The sequence below is a fragment of the Streptomyces sp. BYX5S genome, assembly GCF_054724165.1.
In genome coordinates this window covers 3,394,534-3,408,426 of sequence record NZ_CM138829.1, presented here as the reverse complement: position 1 = coordinate 3,408,426, position 13,893 = coordinate 3,394,534, and the positions used below count along the sequence as shown (strand labels likewise).

Genomic DNA, 13,893 nt, shown 5'->3' with positions numbered 1-13,893 from the left:
AGCCGCGGGGCTCGGGTGCCCGGGGGAAGCCGGCCCCTTTGGTCAGCTCTGCGGCTCCCACAGCGCGGGGTCGGTCTCACGGGCGACCGCGATGATTTCCTTGATCAGGAGCCGGGTGCTCGCGGACGGCGGCCGGTCGGCGACCGTCGTGACCCCGATCTCGCGCGGCACGACATCGAGAGCCTGGGGCAGCAAGGCGAGCAGCGGGTCCCGCGCGCCGATCAGCATGGGCAGTGGAGCGACGGCGTCGGTTTCCAACAGAACCGTCCTCAGCGTGAGGATCGTCGAGCACTCGATGATGTTCGCGGGGAGAGGCAGGCCCCGGCGGTCGAAGAGCGCGTCGATCTCCTGGCGCAACTGGGTGTTGCGGCCCGGCAGGATCCACGGCAGGTCCATCAGGTCCTCGATCCCGCTGGTGGGTGTCTCGAGGCAGGGGTGCTCGTGCCGGACGACGAGGCGCACCGGCTCGTCGTAGAGCCGCACATGCCTCAACGTGGCGCGCGGGCGGATGGGTTGGAGGCGGCCGACCAACACGTCCACTTCACCTCGGGCGAGTTGCAGGCCGAGTTCCTCCGGCATCGCCTCGACGACGGAGACGGTGAGGTGCGGGTGGGCCTTCTTGAGCCGGATCAGGGTCTGCGGCAGCAGGGAGTACGCGCCGGCGAGAATGGTTCCGACCCGTACCGGCTCCATGCCGAGTCGTTGCAGTTCCTGGATGCGCCCGGCGGCGGCCTGCACATTGCCCACGACCGCGCGGGCATGCTCGATGAGGACGTCACCGTACATGGTCGGGCGGACACCGCGCGGCCCCCTGGCGAAGAGTTCCACGCCGACGATCGTCTCGATCTCCTGAAGACTCCTGGTCACCGCCGGCTGGGTGACATGCATGGCCTTGGCGGCGCCGACCAGGGTGCCCTCATCGGCCACGACGGTCACGAGAACGAGGTGGCGAAGCTTCAGTCGGCCGTCCAGCAAATGATCCACGTTCATCAGGTGACATCTCTCCGTCGCATGGTGTTGGCCCCAGGTATAGCTCTACATGCATAGCGCCGACCGGAGAAGCATTGGTCAGCGCTGAGCCCCTGCCAAATGATGGGGCCATGTCTTCGACACTCTCCGCCAAGAGCGCGCTGGGCGGCCTGATGTCCGCTCTGTCCTCCGGCGCCGTCGAGGTGGTCGATCTGACCGCCCTCCTGTCGCCGTCGACGCCCGTGCTCGACCTCCCGCCCGACATGGCACCGATCCCCCACTTCGAGCTGGAGGAGCTCGCACGCTACGACGAGCGGGGGCACACGTCCTACCAGAACGGCATCCACACCGGTGAGCACGTGGGCACCCACTTCGACGCACCGTGCCACTGGATCACCGGCGCCGACAAAGGGGATGTGTCCCAGGTGCCGGTCCGGCACCTGACGGCTCCCGCTGTCGTGATCGACAAGACCGCCGAGTGCGCGGCCGACCCGGACTTCCTCCTGACACGTGAACATCTGGAGGAGTGGCAGCAGCAGAACGGGCCGCTTCCCGAAGGTGGTTGGCTGCTGTACCGGACCGGCTGGGCCGCGCGCTCGCACGACCAGCACCTGTTCCTCAACGCCGACGACAGCGGGCCGCACACCCCCGGCATCACGGCCGACTGCGCCCGCTGGCTGACCGACGAGTCCCCGATCGCCGGACTCGGCGTGGAGACGGTCGGGACCGACGCCGGACAGGCGTTCACCTTCACCCCGCAATTCCCCGCGCATCACTTCCTGTTGGGCGCGGGGAAGTACGGGATCACCCAGTTGCAGAACCTCGACCGGCTGCCCGACACCGGCGCCGTCCTGATCGTCGCTCCGCTCCGCATCGCCGGTGGGTCCGGCAGTCCGGCGCGGGTGCTCGCTCTCATCGAGGCTCAGAAAGAGAACGGAGAAGGCCAGTGACCGTGCTCGTCCACGAGGCCATCGGCAAGCAGCTCACCGACCTCGGCGTCCGTATGGTCTTCGGTGTCGTCGGCAGTGGCAACTTCCACTTCACCGACGCGATGGTGCGCGGCGGCGCCCGATTCGTCGCCGCACGTCACGAAGGCGGCGCCGCCACCATGGCGGACGCGTACGCCCGGATGTCCGACGAGGTCGCCGTGCTCTCCCTGCACCAGGGCTGCGGCTACACGAATGCCCTCACCGGGATCACCGAGGCCGCGAAGAGCCGGACGCCGCTGCTGGTGCTGACGGCGGAAGCCGCCGACCCGACCTCGAACTTCGCGCTCGACCAGGCGGCCGTCGCGACCGGCATCGGCGCGGTCGCCCTGCGCGTCCGGTCGCCCAGGACCGCCCTCGACGACGTGGCGCGGGCCTTCGCGATCTGCCGCCACCAGCGGCGCACGGTCGTCCTGAACGTTCCGATCGACGTGCAGGACGCGGTTCTCGACGCGGTCGGCCCGGCCCGGGAGTACCGCCCGGTCGCTGAACCGCGTCCCGACGACAGTGAGATCGCCACCTTCGCCGAACTCCTGGAACGCGCCGAGCGGCCGGTCTTCGTCGTCGGACGCGGCGGCCGTTCCCCGGGCTCCAAGGAGGCCGTCCGCGAACTGGCCGCCGAGGCGGGCGCCCTGCTCGCCACCTCCGCCGTCTCCCGCGGCATGTTCAACGACGACGACTGGAACATCGACGTCTCCGGCGGCTTCTCCTCGCCGCTGACCGCCGAACTCGTCGCGGGCGCGGACCTGTTGGTGGGGTTCGGCTGCGCCCTGAACATGTGGACCATGCGGCACGGCCGGCTCATCGCGCCGGACGCGACCGTGGTCCAGGTCGACATCGAACCCGGGGCCATCGGCGTGCACCGTGACGTGGACCTCGGTCTGTGGGGCGGTGTCGCGGGGACGGCCCGCGCCACGGCCGCGCGGCTGCGGGCGAACTCGCCCGGCGGGCGGACGGGTTACCGCACCCCGGACGTGGCCGAGCGGCTCCGGTCCGGCCTGCGCTGGAACCAGGTCGCGTTCGAGGACGCGTCGGCGGACGGGCGGGTCGATCCGCGGAGTCTGACCGTCGCGCTCAACGACATGCTGCCCACCGAGCGGATCGTCTCCGTGGACTCGGGCAACTTCCTCGGCTACCCGAGCATGTACCTCGACGTGCCCGACGAGTACGGGTTCTGCTTCACCCAGGCGTTCCAGTCCGTCGGCCTGGGCCTCGCGAGCGCGATCGGCGCCGCCCTTGCGCAGCCCGACCGGCTGCCCGTGGCCGGCTGCGGCGACGGTGGCTTCCTGATGGGCCTGTCGGAGCTGGAGACCGTCGCACGGCTCGGCCTGCCCATGCTGATCGTCGTCTACAACGACGCCATGTACGGCGCCGAGGTGCACCACTTCGGGTCCGGTACCAGCGGTCTCGACACGGTGACCTTCCCCGACACGGACATCGCGGCGATCGCGCGGGGCCACGGGTGCGAGGCGCTGACCGTCCGACGGCCCGAGGACGCGCACGCCGTGAAGGAGTGGCTGGCGGCCGGGCCCGTCCGCCCCCTGGTGCTGGACGCCAAGATCGCCTCGGACGGGGGTTCCTGGTGGCTTCAGGAAGCCTTCGGGCACTGAGGCGCCCCGGCGTGCATCCCCTCGACCGCCCCACGAAATGGAACGGCACACTTTGATGAGAAGGACGACAAGCGACGTCTGCGTCATAGGCGCGGGTGAGTCCCCCTACACCCGCCATCCGGCGCCCGGCACGACCACGGAACAGGTACTCGCCGACGCCGTGCGCCGCGCACTCGCCGATGCGGGGCTGGGGACCTCCGATGTCGACGGCTTCGGTGTCTCCAGCTTCACCCTCGATCCGGACCACGCCATCGACCTGGCCTGGCGGCTCGGTCTGCGGCTGCGCTGGCTGATGCAGGACACCAACGGCGGGGCGAGCGCGGGCACGATGCTTCAGCACGCCGTGCGGGCCGTGGAGTCCGGCGACGCCTCGGTGGTGGTGCTCGCGGCCGGCGACCTGATGGACCGGGACGTTCACCTGAAGATGGTGGCCGAGTACAACCGCGCCACCGCCGAGCACTTGGTTCCGCTGGACATGCTCGGTCCGAACGCCCTCTTCGCCCTGCTGACCCAGCGTCAGATGGCGGCCGAGGGCCTCACCCGTACCGACTACGGGCGACTCGCGGTGGCGCAGCGCGAGTGGGCGTCCCTCAACCCGGGGGCCGTGTACCGCACGCCGCTGACGCTCGACGAGTACCTGGACGCTCCGATGGTCGCGGAGCCCCTCGGCCGGTACGACTGCGTGCCGCCGGTCACGGGCGCCGACGCCGTCGTGGTCGCGGCGGACGAACGGGCCGCGGGCACCCGGCGGGCCAGGGTGCTCACCGTAACGGCCCGTTACAACAGCGACGACCAGGCGGGCGACGGCCTGTCCACCGGCCTGGCCGACTGCGCGTCCGAGCTGTGGGACACCGCGGGCCGCGGTCCCGCCGACGTCGACGTGGTGAGCGTGTACGACGACTACCCGGCGATGGCGCTCGCCCAGCTCAAGGATCTCGGTCTGGTCGCCGGCGGGGAGATGCCGGCGTTCATCGCCGAGCGCATCGCGACCCGCGAGCTCGCCGTGAACACCTCCGGCGGCCAGCTCTCGGCCGGCCAGCCGGGTTCCGCGGGCGGCATGCACGGACTCGTGGAGACCGTACGGCAGTTGCGCGGCCAGGCCGGGCAGCGGCAGGTCGACAACGCCCGGCTCGGTCTGGTCAGCGGATACGGGATGGTCCTCTACCGCTATGGCGCGTGCGCCAACGCCACCCTCCTGGAGGCCGCCGTATGAGTGTGACCGTGCAGAAATGCCAGGAGTGCGGCGGCCAGTGGTTCCCCGCCCGGTTGATGTGTCCCCGCTGCGGGGGCGCCGACCTGGCACCCGTCAAGGTCGAGCGCGGGGTCGTCGAGCAGCTGACCCATCTCGGGGACGTCGTCGTCGCGTCGGTGGCCTGCGATCCCGAACCGCTGCTCGTGGCCCGGTTGTTCGGCCCGGTCGAGCCCGGTGACGTCGTGGAACTCACCGATCGCCCCGACCCGTCGTCCGACCGCCCCGTCGCCTTCGTACCGTCGGGCGGCCGGCCCGGAAAGGAGCTGTCATGAGCGAGGTCACCGAAGTCACCGGCGTCCCCGACCTCACCCGCGCGAGCGTCCCCGGGCTGCTGCGATGGCGCGCGGAAGCCACCCCGGACAGCGTCCTGCTGCGCTGCGGGGACACGAGGCGGACCGCGGCCCAGATGGTCGAACGGGTCGCCGTCGCGGGCGGCCTGCTGCGCCGGCACGGCGTGGAGCGGGGCGACCGGGTGGCGCTGATGGCGTCCAACCGGGTCGAGTTGCTGGACCTCATCCTGGGCTGCGCGTGGATCGGTGCCGTCGCCGTGCCGATCAACACCGCCGCACGCGGTGAGCAGCTCCATCACATCCTGACCAACTCGCAGGCGGAGCTGTTGGTTCTGGAGCCCTCCTTCCTCGCGCAGGTGGAGGCGCTGCCGAGCACGGCCGCGCTGCGCCAGATCTGGCTGCTCGACGAGCACGAGGCGGCCACGGTGCTGCCGGTCCCCGTCGACCCGCTGCCGGACGACGGCCCGGCCGTGGAGCCCGCGCCGGTCGGCCCCGGCCATCCCGCGGTGATCCTCTACACCTCGGGCACCACCGGGGTCTCCAAGGGAGTCGTCTGCCCGCACGCCCAGTTCTACTGGTGGGGCCGCAACGTCACGGCGCAGCTCGGCATCACCTCGGCGGACGTGCTGCACACCTGTCTGCCGCTGTTCCACACCAACGCGCTCAACGCCTTCAGCCAGGCGCTGGTCAGCGGTGCGCAGTACGTCATCGGTCCGCGCTTCTCCGCCTCCCGCTTCTGGGCGGACGTGACGGCCAGCGGTGCGACGTGCACCTACCTGCTGGGCGCGATGATCAGCATTCTGGCGGGCCGGCCGCCCGGCGAGCACGACCGGGCGCACCGGGTGACCGCGGCCCTGGCACCGGCCACTCCCGCCGGACTGCTGCGGGAGTTCGAGGAGCGGTTCGGCGTCGTCCTCGTCGACGGTTACGGCTCGACCGAGACCAACGCGGTGATCTCCGCGAGCCGGACCGAACAGCGGCCGGGACACATCGGCCGCCTCCAGGAGGGCTTCTCCGCCCGGGTCGTCGACGAGAACGGGTTCGACGTCCCCCCGGGCACCGCGGGCGAACTGCTGCTGCGCAGCGACCAGCCCTACGCCTTCGCCTCCGGCTACTACCAGATGCACGAGGCCACCGTCGCCGCGTGGCAGGACCTGTGGTTCCACACCGGTGACCGGGTGGTGATCGAAGCGGACGGGTGGATCAGGTTCGTCGACCGCATCAAGGACGTGATCCGGCGGCGGGGCGAGAACATCTCCTCCGTCGAGGTCGAGAGCGTTCTCGCGCAGCACCCCGGCGTCCGTGACGTCGCGGTGTACGCGGTGGACTCCGAACTGGGCGAGGACGAGGTGATGGCCGCCGTGGTCCCGGTCGAGGGCCAGGAGATCGACTTCACCGAGCTGGTGTCCTTCTGCGAGCCACGGCTCGCCTACTACGCGATCCCCCGCTTCGTGGCGCTGTGCCCGGAACTGCCGCAGACCGAGAACGGCAAGGTCCGCAAGGCCGTGCTGCGGGAGTGGGGCGCCGCCCGCGCCGACTGGGACCGCGAGGCGGCCGGCGTCGGAGCGCGACAGGGCCGGCAGCCCACCACGGCGCGCTCGTAAGGAACGCGGACAGGGACGGTTCCCCGGCGCCACCCGCCTGCCCGGGGCCGCGGCCGTCGCCGAACCGGGCCCGACCGTCGACGACGGCCACTGAACCATCCCACTCTCGGGCGGACTCCGCCCCGGCACATCCCCCTTCCCCGCCATCGGGACGTCACCACGCTCCCCCGACGTCCCGATGGCCACCGTCCTCATCAAGAGGTGACGAGATGAGCCCCACCACCCCGCACAAACCGGCAGCCGGACCGCAGTCGATCCGCAAGGTCGCGATCGCCAGCCTGACCGGCACCGCACTCGAGTGGTACGACTTCTTCCTCTACGGCACCGCCTCGGCCCTGGTGCTCGGCACCCTCTTCTTCCCCGAGGCCAGCTCCCTCGCCGGCACCCTCGCCTCCTTCGGCACCTTCGCCGTCGGTTTCGCGGCCCGCCCGCTCGGCGGCATCATCTTCGGTCACTTCGGCGACCGGCTGGGCCGCAAGCCGATGCTTGTGATCACCCTGCTGATCATGGGGCTGACCACCTTCCTCATCGGCGCCCTGCCCACCTACGCGCAGATCGGTGTGTGGGCGCCGATCCTGCTCACCCTGCTGCGCGTCCTCCAGGGCATCGCGGTGGGCGGCGAGTGGGGCGGCAGCGTCCTCATGATCACCGAGCACGCCCCCGCGGGGCGACGCGGCTTCTACTCGGCCTGGAGCCAGGTCGGCATCAACCTCGGCTTCGTCACCTCCGCCGGAGTCTTCGCCGCGGTCCAGACCATGTCCGACGAGGCGTTCCTGTCCTGGGGCTGGCGTCTGCCCTTCCTCCTGGGCGCCGTCCCCGCGCTGGCCGGGCTCGTCATCCGGCTGAAGATCGAGGAGACACCGGAGTTCCAGAGCGTCCAGCACGAGGGCGGCAAGCAGCGGCTGCCGATCCTGCACGCGCTGAAGACCCAACCGCGCGCCATCCTGATCACCGCCGGCGCCCGGATGGCGGAGAACGGCGCGTCCTACATCTTCCTGGTCTTCTCCCTCGCCTACGGCAAGCACATAGGGGTCGGCAACGGCCTGCTGCTGACCGGGATCATCGTCGCGAACATCGTGGAGGGCGCCTCGATGGTGGGGTTCGGCGCCCTCTCGGACCGCGTCGGCCGCCGTCCCGTCTACATGGCCGGGGCAGCCACCCTCATCGTCTTCGCGTTCCCCTTCTTCTGGCTCGTGGACACCGGCACCCCCGCGCTCGTCTGGCTCGCCTTCATCATCGCCATCGGCATCGGCCACGGGGCGATGATCGGCACCCAGCCGAGCTTCTTCACCGAGTTGTTCGGCAAGTCCTCGCGCTACAGCGCCATTTCGCTCGGCCACGAGCTCGCCTCGGTGTTCGCGGGCGGCCTCTCGCCGCTCATCGCGACCGCGCTGCTGGCGGCCACCGACTCCTCCTGGCCCGTCTCCGTGTACCTCGTCGTCCTCGGCTGTATCACGCTCGTCTCGGTCTACTTCGCACGCGAGACGGTGCGGCGCGACACGGCGCCCACGTCCGACCAGCGGTTGCAGCCCGCCGGAGCATCCGACTAGGAACCGCGCTCCTCAGGTCACCTGACCGTCGGCCCGCTGGGGCCCGGCGGTCAGGTGGCCTCCGTGGTGTCGCGAGCGGTCCGCGGGTGCATCGAGTGGGCGATGGTGACGAGCGCCTGCGCCATGGCTTCCGAGGCCGGGCTCAGACGGCGTCCGGCCGTGCGGGTGATCCCCACCCGGGCACCGACGAGGTCGAGCGAGATCGGCAGCGCGGTGAGCCGGGGGTCGCTGGCGCCGATGAGTTCCGGCAGCGCGGCCACCATGTCGGTCTCCACGAGGAGTTGGCGGATGGTGAGGAACGCGGTCGCCTCGACGAGGTCGGTGGGCAGGGAGCAGTCGTTGCGGTGGAAGAACTCCTCGAGTTCGGTGCGCAGCGCCGTCTCCGCCCCCGGCAGCACCCACGGGTAGGCGATCAGCTCGTCGAGCGGGATGTGGGCGCGTGCCGCGAGCGGGTGTCCGCTGCGCGCGATCACCCGGATGGTCTCGGCGTGGAGCGTCTGCTGGATGGTCCCCTCCGGGGGAACCGTCGCCAGGCGGCCGATGATGAAGTCGACCTTGCCCCCGGCGAGGTCTTCGAGCAGCGCCTCCGGCGTCGCTTCGCGCACCACGATCCGCAGGGCGGGGCGGTCCCGCTTGAGATGGGCGATGGCCCGCGGCAGCAGGAGGTTGGAGCCCGCGAGATGGGTGCCGATGACCACGTGGCCGCGGGTGGCGTCGGCGATCTCCGCGAGATGCCGGCTCGCCTGGTTCATCTCGGCCAGCGCCGAGCGCGCGTACTGGGTGAAGGCGTCACCGAACTCGGTGGGGTGGATTCCTCGCGGGCCGCGTTCGTAGAGGGTGACACCCAGGATGCGTTCGAGGTCCTGGAGGCTGCGGGTGACCACGGGCTGGGTGACGTGGAGCGCGGCCGCGGCTCCGACCACGCTGCCCTGGGCGGAGAGCGCCTCGACGAGCAGGAGATGACGGAACTTCAGTCGCCCGTCCAGCATCCGCGGTATTTCCATGCCCAGCACGGTAGACCGCCTTTCGCGTAAGGGCACAGCCGAGCGGCTGTGAGCGTCACCATGGGCACACCTGCCGGCCCAGCACGGCCGACGGCCCGGTGACCGCCCCGTTCGGGGGCATGTCACCGGGCCGGTTCGCGGATCAGCGCTCGGCGGGCACGCGCCCAGTCCAGCGCAGCGCGTTGCCGCCGGCGATCGCCTCGCGCTCCGCGTCGCTGAGGAAGTCGGACTTCCGGAGCACCTCGCCGACGGGCCGCTCCCCCAGCGGGTAGGGGTAGTCGCTGCCCAGCATCACGTGGTTCGCGCCGAGGGTGTCGACCAGCGTGCGCAGCGCCGCGGGTTCGAAGACGACGCTGTCCACGCTGAACCGGCCGACGTAGGCCGAGGGCGGCAGCTGCGAGGTGGCGATGAGGTCCGAGCGGCGGTGCCAGGCGTTCTCCAGGCGGCCCAGCCAGAACGCGAACGATCCGCCGCCGTGCGCGAAACAGATCTTCAGCTCGTCCGAGACGCGGTCGAACACGCCGCCGAGGATCATGGCGAGCAGGGAGAGGTGGGTCTCGGCCGGCATCCCGGTAAGCCACTGCGCCATCCAGCGGCCGAGGCGCGGGGAGCTGGGCATGTCCCAGGGGTGCACGAAGACCGGCGCGCCGCGCGAGGCCGCGTGCTGGAGGAAGGTGACGACACCCTCCGCGTCGAGGTCCTGGTCGCCGACGTGGTTGCCGATCTCCACCCCGACATGTCCGGCGTCCAGGCAGCGGTCGAGCTCGCGGCAGGCCGCGTCGGGGTCCTGGAGCGGCACCTGGGCGAACGGGATGAACCGCTCCCTGTCGGGTGCGCAGATCTCCAGGGCGAGATCGTTGAAGATCCGGCAGACCTTGACGGCCTCGGCACCGCTCAGGTCGTAGCCGAAGAACAGCGGGGTGGGAGACACCACCTGGGCGTGCACCCCGTCGGCGGCCATGTCGGTGAGCCGGGCCGACACGTCCCAGCAGGTGGAGTCGATGGGCCGGAACTCGGTCTCCCCCACCATGATCATCGCCTGGCGTTCGGACTCCACCCGCAGCCAGGGCCGCCCGGGTCCGAGGTCCGGCCAGGCGGCGGGCACGTAATGGGTGTGGATGTCGACGACAGCGGACACCGGATCAGCCCTTTCCGGGGTGCAGCGCACCGCAGTTGCCGCACGTGCGCTGCTCGACGGAGGCGTGGAACGCCTCGAAGACCGGCGGCAGGTCGGCGACGATGTCCCGCACCTGCAATTCCACCGCGTGCACCTTCGTGCCGCACTCCAGGCAGAACCAGCCGAACTGCTCCGTCGTCCCCTCGGGGCGGACGCGCTCCACGACGATGCCGATGGAGCCTTCCTCGGGCCGCTGCGGGGAGTGCCAGGTGTTGCCGGGCAGCAGCCACATGTCACCTTCGCGGATGTCCACGCGCCGCGGACCGTCCTCGGTGATCACGTTGACGTGCATGTTGCCCTTGACCTGGTAGAAGTACTCCTCGTACGGGTCGAAGTGGAAGTCGTACCGCTGGTTGGGGCCGCCGACGATCTGGACGATGAAGTCACCGCTGGTGTCCCACATCGCCTTGTTGTTGACCGGCGGCTTCAGCAGGTGCTCGTGCTCGGCGAGCCACTTGGGGAAGTTGAAGACCGGGGGCAGCGACGACGTCATGAGTTCTCCTTGGCGGTTCGGCCGGACCGGCGCACGGCGACGGCCTGGATCTCGATGAGCAGGTGCGGGTGGGGCAGTTGGTGGACCGCGACGGTGGTGCGCGCGGGTCCTGAGGCGTCGAAGTGCTCGGCCCATACGCGGTTGTAGCCGCCGAAGTCGTTCATGTTGACGAGATAGGTGGTGACCTGGGCCAGGTCGTCGAGGGTGCAGTCCACGGCGTCGAGGACGTCGCGGATGTTCTCGATCACGGCCCGGGTCTGTACCTCGATGTCGAGGTCCGTCACCCCCATCCCGTCGGCACTGGCCCCGGCGAAGGTGTTGTCGGGGCGGCGGCTGCTGGTCCCGGAGACGAACACCAGGTCGCCGACGACCTTGACGTGCGGGAACCTGCCGCGCGGGGTGGCCTTCCCTTCGACCACGAGGGACGTGTCGGTCATCGCTGCTCCTCCGTGGCGGCGCCGGTGGTGGTGACGCTGACGGAGCCGAGCCCGGGGACGGTCGCGCTGACCGTGACGCCGCCGGGGAGGGCGACCGCGGCGGTCGCCGCCCCGGCGAGCAGCACGGACCCCGCGGGCAGTACGACTCCCTGGGCCGCGGCCATGCGGGCGATCGCGGGCAGGGCGAGGACCGGGTCGCCGAGGATGTCGCTGGTGCTCCCGGTCGCCGCGGCCGCGCCGTCGATCTCCAGCGTCACCGGCCGATCGTCGAAGCGGACGTCGGCGGCGGTCAGGTCGACCGGCTGCCAGGCCCCGGTCACGAAGGCGGCCGCCGAGGTGTTGTCGGCGACGACATCGGTGAGGGAGAACCTGAAGTTCGCGTAGCGGCTGTCGATGATCTCCAGACCGGGGGCGACCGCGTCGACGGCGGCCCGCAGATCCGCCTCGGGATCGGCCGCGGCACGCGGGTCGAAGTCCGCGCCGAGGCGGAAGGCCACCTCCGGCTCGACGCGCGGGTGGATGAAGTCCTCCATGGCGACGCTGCCACCGTCGGCGTGCTCGCCGGCCGCGTACAGCCGCCCGAAGATGACATCGGAGACACCCATCTGGAGCGCCTTGGCCTTGCTGGTGAACCCCAGCTTCACCCCGACGACACGGTCACCGCGGGCCGCCCGCAACTCGGCGCCGAGCGCCTGCACTTGGTAGGCGTCGTCCAGCGTGAGGGAGGCGGAGTCGCTCAGCTGCGCGATCGCCTGCCGGGAGGTGACGGCCTCGTCGAGGGCCGCGGCGTACTGGGCGAGGGAGGAGGTCGTTTCGGTCACAGTGCCACGCACACATTCGTCGTCTCGGTGTAGAAGTGCAGCGAGTGCTTTCCGCCCTCGCGTCCGATACCGGAGCGGCCCGTCCCGCCGAAGGGGGCGCGCAGGTCGCGCAGGTACCAGGTGTTGACCCAGGAGAGGCCGACGTCCATCGCCTGTGCCACCCGGTGGGCCCGGTTCAGGTCGCTGGTCCACACGGCGGCGGCAAGGCCGTAGTCGGTGTCGTTCGCCAGGCGGATCGCCTCCTCCTCGGTGTCGAAGGGGATCAGCGCGGCGACCGGGCCGAAGACCTCCTCGCGCACGGTGCGGCAGGAGTTGTCCAGGCCGGTCCAGACCGTCGGTTCGATCCAGGCGCCGCCCGCGAGGTCCGCGCCGAGGTCGGGTGTGCCGCCCCCGGCGAGGACCTCCGCCCCTTCCTTCACGGCGAGGTCGAGATACGACTGCACCTTGGCCCGGTGCTTCTGGGAGATCAGCGGTCCTGTCGTCGTACCGGAGTCGTAGGGGCGGCCCAGGCGCAGTCCCTTGGCCCGCTCGGCGATCCCGGCCGCCAACTCGTCGAAGACACCTCGCTGGACGTAGACCCGCTCGGTGCACAGACAGACCTGGCCGGTGTTCAGGAACAGCGAACGGGTCAGTCCGTCGAGGGTCCGCTCCAGCGGGGAGTCGTCGAAGACGACGGCCGCGTTCTTGCCGCCCAGTTCGAAGGAGACGGGCACCACGCGCGGCGCGACCGTCCTCATGATGGTCGCCCCGGTCGAGGACTCCCCGGTGAAGGTGACTCCGTCGATGCCCGGATGCCGGGTGAGGAACTCGCCCGCTGAGTCGGGGCCGAAGCCGTGGACGACGTTGTACACACCGCTCGGCGCGCCCGCCTCGGCGATGACCTCGGCCAGCAGGGTCGCCGTCGACGGGGTCTCCTCGGACGGCTTGACCACCACGGCGTTGCCGCACGCCAGGGCCGGTGCCACCTTCCATGTGAGCAGCAGCAGCGGAAGGTTCCAGGGCACGATGACGGCCACGACACCGAGCGGCTTGCGCACCGCGTAGTTGAGGGCCTGACGGCCGTCGGCCGTGTCGGTCAGGTACGAGTCGAGCCCGGCGGAGGCGATGGTGTCGGCGAAGGACCGGAAGTTCGCCGCCGCGCGAGCCACGTCCAGTTCGCGGGCCTGCGCCACCGGTTTGCCGGTGTCCCGGATCTCGGCGTCCACGAACTCCTCGAAGCGCGCCTCGATCCCGTCGGCGATCCGCCTCATCAAGGCGGCTCTCTGCTGGTCCGTGGAGCGGCCCCAGCGGCCCTCGAACGCCCGGCGCGCGGCACGTACGGCGGCATCCACCGTCTCCTGCCCGGCCTCGTGCACCACGGCGACGCGGGCCCCGTCGACCGGGCTGAATTTGTCGAACGTGTCCGCGCCTTCGACGAAGTTCCCGTCGACGAAGTTGCGGAGCTGAACGATCTCGGTTGGCGAATCGTCGGTCATGAGGGGACCGTACGAGCGCCTTTTCATGCCCGTCCAATGCCGTTTTGGGCCTCCGGTATAGCCGTTCGGACATGGCGGCGCCGGGCGACGAGGTGGGTCGGGCGCGGATGCCGTACCCGGCCGGGCTCGGCGGGGCACGCGCCTTCCGGTATGACCGTTTGGCCATAGGTGCGGACGAACTAGGCATTACCCGAGGTGCCGCGGGCCTGGTGAAGATACGGACCA

General features: G+C 70.8%; 13 protein-coding genes. 6 read left to right on the top strand and 7 right to left on the bottom strand.

The features are described 5' to 3' along the window. Positions 1-42 precede the first annotated feature (42 nt). Positions 43-990, bottom strand: coding sequence for a LysR substrate-binding domain-containing protein (locus ACYBSK_RS15500; protein ID WP_460246486.1), 948 nt, complete (start codon positions 988-990; stop codon positions 43-45). A 110-nt stretch (positions 991-1,100) separates the two neighbouring features. Between ACYBSK_RS15500 and ACYBSK_RS15495 the strand changes: the two genes are divergently transcribed. The 6 genes from ACYBSK_RS15495 (at position 1,101) to ACYBSK_RS15470 (ending at position 8,261) form a co-directional block, all read left to right on the top strand. Further along, positions 1,101-1,919 (top strand): cyclase family protein, encoded by an 819-nt coding sequence (locus ACYBSK_RS15495; protein WP_460246485.1) that lies wholly within the window; start codon positions 1,101-1,103, stop codon positions 1,917-1,919. Continuing rightward, on the top strand, positions 1,916-3,565 hold the full coding sequence (locus ACYBSK_RS15490; protein WP_460246484.1) for a thiamine pyrophosphate-binding protein: 1,650 nt from the start codon (positions 1,916-1,918) through the stop codon (positions 3,563-3,565). The genes ACYBSK_RS15495 and ACYBSK_RS15490 overlap by 4 nt, the downstream gene beginning before the upstream one ends. A gap of 55 nt (positions 3,566-3,620) precedes the next feature. Then, positions 3,621-4,778 (top strand): thiolase family protein, encoded by a 1,158-nt coding sequence (locus ACYBSK_RS15485; protein ID WP_460246482.1) that lies wholly within the window; start codon positions 3,621-3,623, stop codon positions 4,776-4,778. Then, the gene (locus ACYBSK_RS15480; RefSeq protein WP_457477656.1) at positions 4,775-5,089 is read left to right on the top strand and encodes a Zn-ribbon domain-containing OB-fold protein; all 315 of its coding nucleotides are present in this window, start codon (positions 4,775-4,777) and stop codon (positions 5,087-5,089) included. Before ACYBSK_RS15485 ends, ACYBSK_RS15480 begins: the two co-directional genes overlap by 4 nt. Next, positions 5,086-6,711, top strand: a complete 1,626-nt coding sequence (locus tag ACYBSK_RS15475; RefSeq protein ID WP_460246481.1) for an ATP-dependent acyl-CoA ligase — start codon at positions 5,086-5,088, stop codon at positions 6,709-6,711. Before ACYBSK_RS15480 ends, ACYBSK_RS15475 begins: the two co-directional genes overlap by 4 nt. 209 nt (positions 6,712-6,920) lie before the next feature. Then, complete coding sequence (locus ACYBSK_RS15470) at positions 6,921-8,261, top strand: MFS transporter (RefSeq protein ID WP_457477654.1); 1,341 nt, start codon at positions 6,921-6,923, stop codon at positions 8,259-8,261. Positions 8,262-8,311: 50 nt separating this feature from the next. Here ACYBSK_RS15470 and ACYBSK_RS15465 read toward each other — a convergent pair whose 3' ends face one another. The 6 genes from ACYBSK_RS15465 to ACYBSK_RS15440 all read right to left on the bottom strand — a co-directional run bounded on the left by ACYBSK_RS15465 (position 8,312) and on the right by ACYBSK_RS15440 (position 13,668). Continuing rightward, entirely contained in the window at positions 8,312-9,265 is a 954-nt protein-coding gene (locus ACYBSK_RS15465) for a LysR substrate-binding domain-containing protein (protein WP_460246480.1), read from the bottom strand. Positions 9,266-9,407: 142 nt separating this feature from the next. After that, entirely contained in the window at positions 9,408-10,403 is a 996-nt protein-coding gene (locus ACYBSK_RS15460) for an amidohydrolase family protein (RefSeq protein ID WP_460246479.1), read from the bottom strand. 4 nt (positions 10,404-10,407) lie between these two features. Further along, positions 10,408-10,935 carry a 3-hydroxyanthranilate 3,4-dioxygenase gene (locus ACYBSK_RS15455; protein ID WP_457477651.1) on the bottom strand — a complete coding sequence of 176 codons (528 nt, stop codon included), beginning with the start codon at positions 10,933-10,935 and terminating at the stop codon, positions 10,408-10,410. Continuing rightward, the gene (locus ACYBSK_RS15450) at positions 10,932-11,372 is read right to left on the bottom strand and encodes a RidA family protein (protein ID WP_460246478.1); all 441 of its coding nucleotides are present in this window, start codon (positions 11,370-11,372) and stop codon (positions 10,932-10,934) included. The genes ACYBSK_RS15455 and ACYBSK_RS15450 overlap by 4 nt, the downstream gene beginning before the upstream one ends. Continuing rightward, positions 11,369-12,193 carry a 2-keto-4-pentenoate hydratase gene (locus ACYBSK_RS15445; RefSeq protein WP_457477649.1) on the bottom strand — a complete coding sequence of 275 codons (825 nt, stop codon included), beginning with the start codon at positions 12,191-12,193 and terminating at the stop codon, positions 11,369-11,371. The genes ACYBSK_RS15450 and ACYBSK_RS15445 overlap by 4 nt, the downstream gene beginning before the upstream one ends. Then, complete coding sequence (locus ACYBSK_RS15440; RefSeq protein ID WP_460246477.1) at positions 12,190-13,668, bottom strand: 2-hydroxymuconic semialdehyde dehydrogenase; 1,479 nt, start codon at positions 13,666-13,668, stop codon at positions 12,190-12,192. Before ACYBSK_RS15440 ends, ACYBSK_RS15445 begins: the two co-directional genes overlap by 4 nt. Positions 13,669-13,893 lie beyond the last annotated feature (225 nt).

Bases quoted from the DNA above. Each gene is read 5' to 3' on its own strand.
- ACYBSK_RS15470 (WP_457477654.1), top strand. From the start codon at position 6,921: ATGAGCCCCACCACCCCGCACAAACCGGCAGCCGGACCGCAGTCGATC.
- ACYBSK_RS15440 (WP_460246477.1), bottom strand. From the start codon at position 13,668: ATGACCGACGATTCGCCAACCGAGATCGTTCAGCTCCGCAACTTCGTC.
- ACYBSK_RS15455 (WP_457477651.1), bottom strand. From the start codon at position 10,935: ATGACGTCGTCGCTGCCCCCGGTCTTCAACTTCCCCAAGTGGCTCGCC.
- ACYBSK_RS15495 (WP_460246485.1), top strand. From the start codon at position 1,101: ATGTCTTCGACACTCTCCGCCAAGAGCGCGCTGGGCGGCCTGATGTCC.
- ACYBSK_RS15450 (WP_460246478.1), bottom strand. From the start codon at position 11,372: ATGACCGACACGTCCCTCGTGGTCGAAGGGAAGGCCACCCCGCGCGGC.
- ACYBSK_RS15485 (WP_460246482.1), top strand. From the start codon at position 3,621: ATGAGAAGGACGACAAGCGACGTCTGCGTCATAGGCGCGGGTGAGTCC.
- ACYBSK_RS15465 (WP_460246480.1), bottom strand. From the start codon at position 9,265: ATGGAAATACCGCGGATGCTGGACGGGCGACTGAAGTTCCGTCATCTC.
- ACYBSK_RS15475 (WP_460246481.1), top strand. From the start codon at position 5,086: ATGAGCGAGGTCACCGAAGTCACCGGCGTCCCCGACCTCACCCGCGCG.
- ACYBSK_RS15480 (WP_457477656.1), top strand. From the start codon at position 4,775: ATGAGTGTGACCGTGCAGAAATGCCAGGAGTGCGGCGGCCAGTGGTTC.
- ACYBSK_RS15500 (WP_460246486.1), bottom strand. From the start codon at position 990: ATGAACGTGGATCATTTGCTGGACGGCCGACTGAAGCTTCGCCACCTC.